At 68.0% G+C, this 11,851-nt stretch carries 12 protein-coding genes; 5 read left to right on the forward strand and 7 right to left on the reverse strand.

Annotation, left to right across the window (positions count from 1 at the left end):
• Genes cysS through carD form a run of 4 tightly spaced genes read right to left on the reverse strand, consistent with a single transcriptional unit; the run spans position 1 to position 3,070 of the window.
• Entirely contained in the window at positions 1-1,395 is a 1,395-nt protein-coding gene (gene cysS, locus CA951_RS26850; protein WP_087559724.1) for a cysteine--tRNA ligase, read from the reverse strand.
• An 11-nt stretch (positions 1,396-1,406) separates the two neighbouring features.
• Positions 1,407-1,883 (reverse strand): 2-C-methyl-D-erythritol 2,4-cyclodiphosphate synthase, encoded by a 477-nt coding sequence (ispF, locus tag CA951_RS26855; RefSeq protein ID WP_087559725.1) that lies wholly within the window; start codon positions 1,881-1,883, stop codon positions 1,407-1,409.
• Positions 1,883-2,563: a 2-C-methyl-D-erythritol 4-phosphate cytidylyltransferase gene (ispD, locus tag CA951_RS26860; RefSeq protein ID WP_087559726.1), complete on the reverse strand. Its 681-nt coding sequence runs from the start codon at positions 2,561-2,563 to the stop codon at positions 1,883-1,885. The genes ispF and ispD overlap by 1 nt, the downstream gene beginning before the upstream one ends.
• Before the next feature lie 18 nt (positions 2,564-2,581).
• Entirely contained in the window at positions 2,582-3,070 is a 489-nt protein-coding gene (gene carD / locus CA951_RS26865; protein ID WP_005262216.1) for an RNA polymerase-binding transcription factor CarD, read from the reverse strand.
• Positions 3,071-3,333: 263 nt separating this feature from the next.
• On the opposite strand from carD, the gene CA951_RS26870 reads away from it, so the two are divergent.
• Positions 3,334-3,966: a hypothetical protein gene (locus CA951_RS26870; protein WP_087559727.1), complete on the forward strand. Its 633-nt coding sequence runs from the start codon at positions 3,334-3,336 to the stop codon at positions 3,964-3,966.
• Positions 3,967-4,012: 46 nt separating this feature from the next.
• Complete coding sequence (radA, locus tag CA951_RS26875; protein WP_087559728.1) at positions 4,013-5,395, forward strand: DNA repair protein RadA; 1,383 nt, start codon at positions 4,013-4,015, stop codon at positions 5,393-5,395.
• Between the two features lie 35 nt (positions 5,396-5,430).
• Here the strand turns inward: radA and CA951_RS26880 are convergent, their stop codons facing one another.
• On the reverse strand, positions 5,431-5,994 hold the full coding sequence (locus CA951_RS26880; protein WP_087559729.1) for a PaaI family thioesterase: 564 nt from the start codon (positions 5,992-5,994) through the stop codon (positions 5,431-5,433).
• 85 nt (positions 5,995-6,079) lie between these two features.
• Between CA951_RS26880 and disA the strand changes: the two genes are divergently transcribed.
• Complete coding sequence (gene disA, locus CA951_RS26885) at positions 6,080-7,165, forward strand: DNA integrity scanning diadenylate cyclase DisA (RefSeq protein ID WP_012691546.1); 1,086 nt, start codon at positions 6,080-6,082, stop codon at positions 7,163-7,165.
• Positions 7,166-7,174: 9 nt separating this feature from the next.
• Here disA and CA951_RS26890 read toward each other — a convergent pair whose 3' ends face one another.
• Positions 7,175-8,008, reverse strand: coding sequence for a CoA ester lyase (locus CA951_RS26890; RefSeq protein WP_179220321.1), 834 nt, complete (start codon positions 8,006-8,008; stop codon positions 7,175-7,177).
• A gap of 8 nt (positions 8,009-8,016) precedes the next feature.
• Positions 8,017-8,736 (reverse strand): FadR/GntR family transcriptional regulator, encoded by a 720-nt coding sequence (locus CA951_RS26895; RefSeq protein WP_087559731.1) that lies wholly within the window; start codon positions 8,734-8,736, stop codon positions 8,017-8,019.
• 219 nt (positions 8,737-8,955) lie between these two features.
• Here CA951_RS26895 and CA951_RS26900 point away from each other — a divergent pair, with 219 nt between their 5' ends.
• A complete protein-coding gene (locus CA951_RS26900; protein ID WP_087559732.1) occupies positions 8,956-10,404 on the forward strand; it encodes an aspartate ammonia-lyase in 1,449 nt (482 codons plus the stop codon).
• On the forward strand, positions 10,401-11,843 hold the full coding sequence (locus tag CA951_RS26905) for an amino acid permease (protein WP_087559733.1): 1,443 nt from the start codon (positions 10,401-10,403) through the stop codon (positions 11,841-11,843). The genes CA951_RS26900 and CA951_RS26905 overlap by 4 nt, the downstream gene beginning before the upstream one ends.
• Positions 11,844-11,851 lie beyond the last annotated feature (8 nt).

Below are 11,851 nucleotides of genomic sequence, written 5' to 3' on the forward strand. Positions count from 1 at the left end.
CTACTGTCCTGCCTTGAGAGACCACTCGGGCCCGTTGGGGGTATCGGTGACCTCGATGCCCGCCCGGATGAGACGGTCACGCACCTCGTCGGCCACAGCCCAGTTCTTCTCGGCGCGGGCAGTCTGCCTGCGCTCGAGTTCGGCCCGGACCAGAACGTCCAGGGCATCGGTTGCCGCGGACGCGTCCGCGGTCTCCTGAGTCCAGTGCTCGTCCAGCGGGTCGACGCCGAGGATTCCGAGCATGGCCCGGACCTGCGACGCGATCGCCCGCGCCCCCTCGAGATCTCCGCCGTCGAGCGCGATGTTGCCCTCGCGGACCTTGCCGTGCACCTCGGCGAGTGCGGCGGGGACGGCGAGATCGTCGTCGAGCGCGCGCGCGAATGCGTCCGTCCACCGGCCGACCTCGACCTCACCGGCGCGCTCCTGCGTGCGCGTGACGAACGATTCGATGCGGCGGTACGCGGCCGCGCCCTCGTCGAGCGCGGTGTCGGAGTACTCGAGCATCGACCGGTAGTGGGCACTGCCGAGGTAGTACCGAAGCTCTTGCGGCCGAACCTTTTTCAGCACGTTCGGCACAGAGAGAACGTTGCCGAGCGACTTCGACATCTTCTCGCCACCCATGGTGACCCAGCCGTTGTGCAGCCAGTACTGCGCGAAATCGTCGCCTGCACACTTGGCCTGCGCGATCTCGTTCTCGTGGTGCGGGAACACCAGGTCCAGGCCACCACAGTGGATGTCGAACGCACCCCCGAGATAGAACTCGGCCATCGCGGAGCACTCGAGGTGCCAGCCCGGCCTGCCACGGCCCCACGGCGTCGGCCACGACGGCTCGCCCGGCTTCTCCGCCTTCCACAGCGTGAAGTCGCGGGGGTCGCGCTTGCATTCGCCGGCGCTCTCGCCCTGGTGCACGTCGTCGAGTTTGTGCCCGGACAGGCTGCCGTACTGCGGGTAGCTGCGGACGTCGAAGTAGACGTCGCCGCCCGCCGCGTATGCGTGGCCGTTGTCGATGAGGCGCTGCATCATCTCGACCATCTGCGTGATGTGCCCGGTGGCGCGGGGCTCGACGGACGGCGGCAGCACACCCAGTTGCTGGTAGGCCCACGTGAAGGACCGCTCGAACGTGGCGGCCCACTCCCACCACGGCCTGCCCGCCTCGGCGGCCTTGTTCAGGATCTTGTCTTCGATGTCCGTGACATTGCGGACGAACGCCACGTCGTAGTCGTGGGCGAGCAGCCAGCGTCGCAGCACGTCGAAGGCGACGCCGCTGCGTACGTGGCCGATATGGGGGTCGCCCTGCACTGTGGCGCCACACAGGTACACCGATGCGTGTCCAGGGGCCAGCGGAGCGAAGTCACGCAAGGCCCGCGTCTCGGTGTCGAATAGGCGCAGGGTCACGACCAGCGATCCTACCTGGCGCTTCGATCGGGAATGACCAATGCGGTGGCCATCGCGGCAATCCCCTCGCCGCGGCCGGTGAGACCGAGCCCGTCCGTGGTGGTCGCGGACACCGAAACCGGGGCTCCCAGGATGTCGCTGAGCACCTTCTGCGCCTCGTTCCGGCGCGGTCCGATCTTCGGCCGGTTGCCGATCACCTGGACCGCGGCGTTGGCGACACCGAAGTCGTCCTCTTCCAGCAGCCGGCGGACCTCCGCGAGCATCGCGGCGCCGCTCACCCCGGACCACTCGGGCCTGCCGGTTCCGAAGACGGAGCCGAGATCGCCGAGGCCGGCGGCGGAGAGCAGGGCGTCGCAGAGTGCGTGGACGGCGACGTCGCCGTCGGAGTGACCCGCGCAGCCGTTCTCGTCCTCGAACAGCAGGCCCGCCATCCAGCACGGCCGTCCCAGCTCGATCGGGTGGACGTCCGTCCCGATTCCGACTCGCACTAGTGCGCTCCCTCTTCCACCAGCGCGCGGGCCAGCACGAGGTCCAGCGGCGTGGTGATCTTGAATGCTGTGGGTTCTCCGACGATGCTGCGGACCCGCTCGCCGAGCCGTTCCACCAGGCCTGCGTCGTCCGTGGCGATGCCGTCGGCGGCGGCGTACGCGCGGCGGAGCAGTTCCGCGGTGAAACCCTGCGGCGTCTGCACGGCCCGCAGTTCGGACCGTTCGGGGGTGCCGGTGACCGCGCCGAGAACGTCGACGGTCTTGATGGTGTCCGCGACCGGGAGAACGGGGATGACTGCGCTGCGGCCGCACCGCAGTTCCGCGACCACCCGTGCGATGAGCGACGGCGGCGTCAGAGCGCGGGCGGCGTCGTGCACGAGGACGTATTCGGCGTCGTCCGCGACGGCGAGTCCGGCGCGAACCGAATCCGTCCGCTCACTTCCGCCGGCGACGACGGTGACGTCACCGGGGAGGAGGCTGCGCGTCGACTCGACGAGTTCCTCCGGCACGATCACGACGACGCGGTCGACAGCCCCCGACTGCAGGAGCCCGTCGACCGCGCGTGTCAGCATGGTCGTCCCACCGAGATCAACGAATGCCTTGGGCTTGTTCTCGCCCAAACGCACGCCCTGACCTGCGGCGGGAACCAGCGCGACTACAGGACCTTCTGCCTCGGCCACTGTGTGAATCGCGACTGTCTAGGACGCGGCCGCGAGGACCTCGTCGAGGATGGTCTCGGCCTTGTCGCTGTCGGTGCCTTCGGCCAGTGCGAGTTCGCCGACGAGGATCTGCCGCGCCTTCGCGAGCATGCGCTTCTCTCCCGCGGACAGGCCGCGGTCCTGCTCACGACGCCACAGGTCACGAACGACCTCGGCGACCTTGTTGACATCACCGGACGCGAGCTTTTCGAGATTCGCCTTGTAGCGGCGTGACCAGTTGGTGGGTTCTTCGGTGTGCGGAGCCCGCAGTACCTGGAAGACCTTGTCGAGACCTTCCTGGCCGACGACGTCGCGTACGCCCACGTACTCTGCGTTGTCTGCGGGAACCCGGACGGTGAGATCGCCCTGAGCAACCTTGAGAACGAGATATTCCTTCTGCTCACCCTTGATGGTGCGGGTTTCAATAGCTTCGATCAGCGCCGCACCGTGATGGGGGTATACGACGGTGTCTCCGACCTTAAAAATCATCTGTCCCGTGCCCCTTTCGATCATTCGAGTTTAACACGTGTCCGGATCCTGGTCGCATCAACGGTGCAGGTCAGGGGCATCATGGCCTGACCCTAGGGGTTGACAGGTGTCCCGATACGTGCATTCCGGACACCCCGATCGGGCCGTTCTCCGGCGCCGAAACCGCACGCAGACAACCATTGTGAGTACCCAGCGAGCAGGCCACGCGGGCGAACTACTACTCTGCCTAGTTGAAGTGCGAACCTGACACCGGAGGACAACTCGTGACTGCTCTCGACAAGTCGACTCGCCGAGTCGCTACCGCCGTCGCTCTCGCTGCCGGCGCAGCCCTCGTGCTGTCCGCGTGCAGTGCGGGCCAGATCACCCAGACGTCGAGTCAGGTCGCCGCGGTCAACGGCAACAGCGCGGAGGCCGGGTCGATCGCCCTGCGCAACGTGCACGTCGTCTACCCCAACTCCGCCGAGTACAGCCTCGAGCCGGGCGGCAACGCCGTCCTCGCGTTCACCGCGATCAACAACAACGAGGACACCCCGGACAAGCTGACCCGCATCAGCACCGACTTCGCGGGGTCCGTCACCCTCGGCGAGAAGTCCGGCGGACTCGAGATTCCGCCGCAGAGCGCGCTCGTCGCCGGTCTGCCGGTCGGGGACGCCGAAGCAAGCGCGGACGCCACCGCCGAGACGGACAAGACCGCCGACGCACCGACCGATGTCGTTCTCGTCACCCTGAACAGCCTGAAGGAAGGCGTCCGCCCGGGCCTCACCTTCCCCGTCACGTTCGCGTTCGAGAAGGCCGGAGACATCACCGTGTCCGTGCCCGTCGACGCGGGCCACGAGACGGAGCGGCACGTCTCCGACAAGTCGGCAGGCACCGAGGCCGAGGGCGGCGGACACTAGCAGCAGGCCCGGGTCCGCTGTCGGACCCGATACCTAGGCTGGCCGGGTGGCCAAACTCAAATCCAGCTTCCGCTGCTCGTCGTGCCAGTGCACGGTTCCCAAATGGGTCGGGCGGTGCCCCGAGTGCGGTAGCTGGGGCTCGATGGACGAGGCCCCGATCGTCGCTTCCGTCGCGAGCCGACCCGGCGCGTCGCTCGCGAAAGCGGGGGCCGGAGCCGTCCTTCCGTCCACCCCGGCCACTCCGATCACGAAGATCGACAGCACGTCCACCCGAGCCAAGCCCACGGGCATCGACGAACTCGACCGTGTTCTCGGCGGCGGCGTCGTGCCCGGTTCCGTCGTCCTCCTCGCCGGCGAACCCGGCGTCGGCAAGTCGACCCTGCTCCTCGAGGTGGTCCACCAGTGGGCCCGACGCGGCCCGGACGACCGGTCCCTCTACGTCACCGGCGAGGAATCCGCCGGGCAGGTGCGACTGCGGGCGGACCGCACCGGCGCCGTCCACGAGCGGGTCTATCTCGCCGCCGAATCCGACCTCGCGACCATCCTCGGCCACGTGGAGCAGGTGCGTCCCACCCTGCTGATCGTCGACTCCGTGCAGACCATGCTGGCCGCGGACGTCGACGGCGTGGTCGGCGGCGTCACCCAGGTGAAGGCCGTGACCAGCGCCCTCACCTCCCTCGCGAAGGCCAGCGGGGTGCCGGTGCTTTTGATCGGCCACGTCACCAAGGACGGCGCGGTCGCCGGTCCGCGGTCGCTCGAGCATCTCGTCGACGTGGTGCTCCACTTCGAGGGCGACAAGCATTCCACGCTGCGGATGGTGCGCGGCGTGAAGAACCGTTTCGGTGCCGCCGACGAGGTCGGTTGCTTCGAACTGCGCGAAGACGGCATCGCCGGTATCAGCGACCCGTCCGGGCTGTTCCTCCACCACCGTGCCGAAGCCGTTCCCGGAACCGCCGTCACCGTCATGATGGACGGCAAACGGCCCCTCCTCGGCGAGGTGCAGGCCCTCGTCGCCGCCACGTCCATGCCCGCACCCCGCCGCGCCGTCAGCGGACTCGACAGCGCCCGGGTGGCCATGGTCCTGGCCGTGCTCGATCGCCGGTGCGGGGTGCCGATCGCGAAGAACGACGTCTACGCCGCCACCGTCGGCGGCATGCGGATGACCGAGCCGTCCGCCGACCTGGCGCTGGCGCTCGCCGTCGCGTCCGCGGTGAGGGACCGTCCCGTTCCCGACGGGCTCGTGATCCTCGGCGAAGTGGGACTGGCCGGCGAAGTGCGCCGCGTGCCCGGCGTCGGGCGACGGCTCGCCGAGGCGCACCGCCTCGGATTCACCCGCGCCATCGTTCCCCTCGACTCCGGGGCGGCGCCGAAGGGAATGAAGATCACCGAGGTGGGGAACCTGGCAGCGGCGATCGCGTCGCTGCGGTGACGCTCAGTTGTACTGTGTCGCTGCGGTGATACTGCTCAGATCGACGACGTTCCGAACGGGCGCTCCGGCACACCGTCCACGAAGTCCTTCGTCTTCTCGAAGTGCTCGGCCGTGACGGTGAGGAACAACCCCCGCGACGTCGCCACCACCACGTCCGGGTCCGCCGTCGGTCCCTCGACGATGCGCGCCTCGGCACTCGTATACACCTTGCGGCGGATCGACCCGTCGACCCGCGCGTGGAATTCGAGGACGGAACCCAGCGGGATGGGCCTTGCGAAGTCGATCTCGAGATGCCCGGTGACCACCGGTCCGTCGACGATCGACCGGCACACCATGCCCTGCGCCTCGTCGAACGCGGTCGAGAGGATGCCGCCGTGGATCACCCCCGGACCGCCCTGGTAGCGGGGTGCCACCTCGAGGCGCCCCCACACGTCGAGACCCTCCCCGGCGGTGAAGCTCATCGACATCCCGGCGGGCGACTGGTCTCCGCACCCGAAGCACCTCGACCAGTGGTGCGGCACCGGCTGACCTGCGGCGGGAAAGCTGTCGACCAGTCCGGGCAGTGTCAGGTCGTCGGGCAAAGTCCAGGTACCACTCATGGATAGGTAATCTAAACGCGGGTCCGGACGTGTTTCCGCGGCGGTCCCCGACAAGTGACGTCTACCTCAGCGGGAGTATTGCGCGATGAACGATGCCGAGTCGTCGTCTGCACTGCGCGAAACGATTGCCCGGCTGGCTCCCGGAACTGCACTTCGCGACGGTCTGGAACGCATCCTGCGCGGCCGGACGGGTGCGTTGATCGTCCTCGGCTACGACGAGCAGATGGAAGAGATCTGCGACGGCGGCTTCGAGCTCGACGTGGAGTTCGCTCCGACCCGTCTGCGTGAGCTGTCGAAGATGGACGGCGCCGTGGTCCTGTCCACCGACGGGTCCCGCATCGTGCGCGCCAACGTCCAGCTGGTGCCCGACCACAAGATCCCGACCGTCGAGTCCGGCACCCGTCACCGCGCCGCCGAGCGGACGGCCATGCAGACCGGATACCCGGTGGTGTCGGTCAGCCAGTCGATGAGCATCGTCAGCGTGTACGTCGGCGGCATCCGGCACGTCATCGACGGGTCCGCCACGATCCTGTCGCGCGCCAATCAGGCGGTGGCCACCCTCGAGCGGTACAAGGCGCGGCTCGACGAGGTGACCCGCCAGCTGTCGGTGGTGGAGATCGAGGATTTCGTCACGCTCCGCGACGCCCTGACCGTGGTGCAGCGCCTGGAGATGGTGCGGCGCGTGTCCGTCGAGATCGAGCAGGACGTGCTCGAACTCGGGACGGACGGGCGGCAGCTCGCACTGCAACTCGAGGAACTCGTCGGCGACAACGACGTGGCGAGGGAACTCATCGTGCGCGACTATCTGGCCGGTTCCGGCCCGGCGCCCGCCGAGGACGTCGAGAAGTCGCTCACCGCGCTCGACAGGATCACGGACGCAGACCTTCTCGACCTCACGACGCTGGCGCGGGCGTTCGGCTACCCGGGCACCATCGAAGCGCTCGAGGCGCCGATGAGCCCCCGCGGCTACCGCGTCCTCACTCGCGTTCCCCGGTTGCAGTTCAACCAGATTCACCGGCTCGTCGGCTCGTTCGGAACCCTGCAGTCGCTGCTGGCCGCGACGGCCGCCGACCTGCAGTCGGTGGAGGGGATCGGCGGCCTGTGGGCACGCCACATCCGCGAGGGCCTGTCCCGGCTCGCCGAGACGTCGATCTCCGGCCCGTACGACTAGCCCTTACGCCTAGTAGGACAGCCGGAGCGCGTCCAGTCGGGTGCGGATGGTCAGTGCGCGTGCGAGTTGTGGTCGGTCGCTGCCGCTCCGGACACCCGAACCGTCGGCACCGAGGCGGTCGATCACCTCGTCGGCCCATGCCGCGTCTTCGGCGGACGGGCTCAGTTCGCGGTTGACGTCGCCGGTGTGCGCGGCGTGCATGCAGAGTTTCCCGGACATCCCCATCGACCGCGTGACGGCCAGGGCCTCGACCCGGGTGTCGCGATCGTCGACGAGCGTGGGTCCGTCGATCGGTGCCGCGATTCCGGCGGCGGCGCTCGCGACGACGAGGCGTCCGCGGGCATAGGCGAGCGCGTCCGGCTCGGCGCCCGCGCCCGTGTCGCGCCGGAAATCGCCGCTGCCGAAGGCCAATCGCAGCGTGGCGGCCTCGGACGCGATGTCGTACGCGAATTCGATGCCGAGCGCGGACTCGACGAGGGCGAGCACGGGAACCGCCGCGCCGAGCCGGTCGGACGTGTCCCGGACCTGTTGCCCGGATTCGCTTTTCGCGAGCATGACGCCCTGCAGTCCGGGAAGTCCGCGGAGCGCGTCCACGTCGGCCGGCCAGTCCTCGGTGGTCGCGGCGTTGATCCGGACCCAGGCGGCTCCGTCACCGGACAACCACTCGGCGACCGACCGCCGGGCGCCTGGTCGTTCCGCGGTGACCACACCGTCCTCGAGGTCGAGGATGACGGCGTCGGCGTCGCTGCGGTCGGCGAGGTCGAAATCCTCGGTCCGCGAAGCGGATACCAGGAGCCACGATCTTGCGTGCCGAGCGTCGAGGGGATTCGCTGTGAGAATGATTCCGGTCCTTACTGTCGATCGTCCGGGCCGGCTTCTCCGACCACGGATTCCAGTGCGACCCGCACCGCGTCCAGGTGTTCGGCCATGGCGCGGGCGGCCTTGTCGTAGCTTCCGGATGCGATGCCGTCCACGATCCGGTCGTGCTCGTCGTTCGACTTCTGCTGCCGGCCCGCAACCAGATTCAGCGTTTCCGACTGCCGGGTGAGGGCTTCACGGATGTCGACGATGACGGATTCGAACACGCGGTTCCGGCTGGTCCGGGCGATGAACGCGTGGAACTGCGCATCCAGCGACACCCACACGAGCGGGTCGTCCTCGTCGCGCATCTGGTCCACCAGGCCGCGCAGGGCGGCCAGGTCCTCGGCGGTGTGCCGCTGCGCCGCCCATCCGGCGGCCGGAATCTCCACGTGCGGGCGGGCCTCGACGAGTTCGTTGGCCGCGTAGTTCCCGAAGTCGAGGTCGCGGGCGATCGAACCGCTGACGACGAACGTCCCGAGGCCCGACTTCGTCTCCGTGAGCCCGAGCGCGTGGCAGGACCGCAGGGCCTCCCGGATCACCGACCGGCTGACTCCGTGCCGCGCCGCGAGGGACGCTTCGGACGGAAGTCGTTCACCGACCGACAGCTCACCCGAGGTGATCGCGTCGCGAAGGTCCGCGAGGACGGCCTCGGCGGCACTGACCCGCGCCGTGACAGGGCGCCTGGCTGCCCAGCTGTCTGACAGGTTCATGGGGATATTCTGCGCACGCCCCGGCGGCGGCGTCAACACGACGCGGGCCCCCGGGTTGACGACCGCGAGTGAGCGAGGTAACAATTGCACCTGTCTGACAACCTGGCAGGTGGATAGCCGGGTGGCTCGACCGAGAATCTACCCTCTTCGAGCAGCAGACTCCGTCCACCGCATCCGTGCAGAGCAACAGCGCGCGAATCCCCGTGAGGAATTGATCAAGTGCTCGAAACGCGAACAGAACACGATCTGCTCGGCGACCGCCAAGTACCTGCGGATTCCTACTGGGGAATCCACACGCTGCGGGCCGTGGAGAACTTCCCGATCACCGGCCGCACGATCTCCACCAACCCCTACCTGATCCGCGGACTCGCGTACGTCAAGTGGGCCGCGGCGAGCGCCAACGAGAAACTCGGGATCCTCGACAACCGCCGCGCCGACGCGATCGGACAGGCATGCCGGGAGATCGTCGACGGCCGCTGGCACGAGCAGTTCGTCGTCGACGTCATCCAGGGTGGCGCCGGGACGTCGACCAACATGAACGCCAACGAGGTGATCGCCAACCGGGCGCTCGAGATCCTCGGCCACGAACGCGGGGACTACGCGGAACTCCACCCCAACGAGCACGTGAACCTCAGCCAGTCGACCAACGACGTCTACCCCACCGCGGTCAACATCGCGACGATCTTCGCGATCGACGACCTACTCGACGCACTGCGGGTCCTGCAGGACGCGTTCGCGACGAAGGCCGTGGAGTTCGCCGACACCGTGAAGATGGGGCGCACCCAACTCCAGGACGCGGTACCGATGACACTCGGGCAGGAGTTCGCCACCTACTCGGTGATGATCGACGAGGACCGCGCCCGCCTCGGCGAGGCCGCTCTCCTCGTCCACGAGATCAACCTCGGCGCCACCGCGATCGGCACGGGCCTGAACGCACCCGCCGGCTACGCCGAGGCCGCGTGCGACACGCTGCGGGACCTCACCGGACTCCCCCTCGTCCTGGCCACGGACCTCGTCGAGGCCACCCAGGACGTCGGTCAGTTCGTCCACCTCTCCGGCGTGCTCAAGCGGATCGCCGTCAAGCTGTCCAAGGTGTGCAACGACCTCCGCCTGCTGTCGTCGGGACCGCGCGCGGGACTGAACGAGATCAATCTCCCCCCGGTACAGGCCGGTTCGTCGATCATGCCCGGCAAGGTCAATCCGGTGATCCCGGAAGTCCTCAACCAGGTGGCCTACGAGGTCATCGGCAACGACGTCACCATCACGATGGCCGCCGAATCCGGTCAGCTCCAGCTCAACGCGTTCGAGCCGATCATCGTGCACTCCCTTTCCGAGGGGATGCGCCACCTCGGCGCCGCCTGCCGGATCCTGGCCGACCGCTGCGTGCTCGGCATCACGGCCAACACCGACCTGCTGCGCGCCCGGGTCGAGGACTCCATCGGGCTCGTCACCGCGCTCAACCCGTACATCGGGTACACCGCGTCGACCCGGATCGCGCAGGAGGCCTTGATCTCCGGCCGCAGGGTCGCCGACCTCGTGATCGAGGCGGGACTGCTCGACCGGGACGAACTCGACCGGCTCCTGAGCCCCGAGCATCTCGCCAACCTGAGAGCGTCCGGTGCGCCGCGGCAGACGCCCGTCGCCGCCGCCGCGGAGGTTGTCTCGTGACGATCGAGAAGGACGACACCTCGGGAGACGTCTTCGTCGAGGAAGACCTCGGCTACCGGAAAGCACTCGGCCCGAGACAAATCCAGATGATCGCGATCGGCGGAGCGATCGGCACCGGCCTGTTCATGGGCGCGGGCGGACGCCTCCAGCAGGCCGGGCCCGCACTCGTCCTCGTCTACGCACTCTGCGGGTTCTTCGCGTTCCTGATCCTGCGGGCCCTCGGCGAACTCGTCATGCACCGGCCCACCTCCGGGTCGTTCGTGTCGTACTCCCGCGAATTCTTCGGCGAGAAGATGGCCTTCGCCGCGGGCTGGCTGTACTGGATGAACTGGGCGATGACGGCCGTCGTCGACGTCACCGCCGTCGCGCTGTACATGAACTTCTTCAAGAAGTACTGGGCACCGCTCGGGAACGTCGACCAATGGGTCTTCGCCCTGGCCGCCGTCGTCCTCGTCCTCGGGCTGAACCTCTTGTCCGTCAAGGTGTTCGGCGAACTGGAATTCTGGTTCGCGCTGATCAAGGTCGTCGCCCTGGCCGCGTTCCTCGGCTTCGGAATCTACTTCGTACTGTTCGGAACGCCGATCGAAGGCCACACCTCGGGCTTCAGCATGATCGCCGACAACGGCGGACTCTTCCCCAACGGCCTGCTGCCCGCCGTCGTGGTGATCCAGGGCGTCGTCTTCGCGTACGCCTCGATCGAACTCGTGGGCACCACCGCAGGCGAGACGAAGAACCCGCAGAAGGTCATCCCCAAGGCGATCAACACGGTCATCATCCGGATCCTCGTCTTCTACGTCGGATCCGTGCTGCTGCTGTCGCTGCTGCTCCCGTACACCGAGTACCACGCGGGCGAAAGCCCGTTCGTCACGTTCTTCGGCTCCATCAACGTGCAGGGCGCCGACGCGATCATGAACCTCGTGGTGCTCACCGCCGCGTTGTCGTCGCTCAACGCCGGCCTGTACTCCACCGGGCGAATACTGCATTCGATGGCCATGGCCGGGTCTGCGCCGTCGTTCGCCGCCCGGATGAACAAGGCCGGAGTGCCGTACGGCGGCATCGCCCTCACCGGATTCGTCATCCTGCTGGGCGTCGGACTCAACGCCGTCGTTCCCACGCAGGCATTCGAGATCGTTCTGAACCTCGCCGCACTCGGGATCATCAGCGCCTGGGCCGTCATCGTGCTGTGCCAGCTGAAACTGTGGAAACTCGCGAAGGACGGCACCCTCACCCGTCCCAGTTTCCGGATGTTCGGCGCCCCCTACACCGGGCTCCTGACGCTGGTCTTCCTCGGATGCGTCGTCATACTGATGGCATTCGATCACCCCGTCGGAACCTGGACCGTCGGGTCCATCGCGATCATCGCCCCGCTGCTGGTGATCGGGTGGTACGGCGCGAGGAACCGCATCCGGACCCTGGCCTCGGACCGCCCCAGCGCCTAGCAAGAAAG

The organism is Rhodococcus sp. NCIMB 12038, from assembly GCF_002165735.1.
In the GTDB taxonomy this organism is placed as follows: domain Bacteria; phylum Actinomycetota; class Actinomycetes; order Mycobacteriales; family Mycobacteriaceae; genus Rhodococcus_F.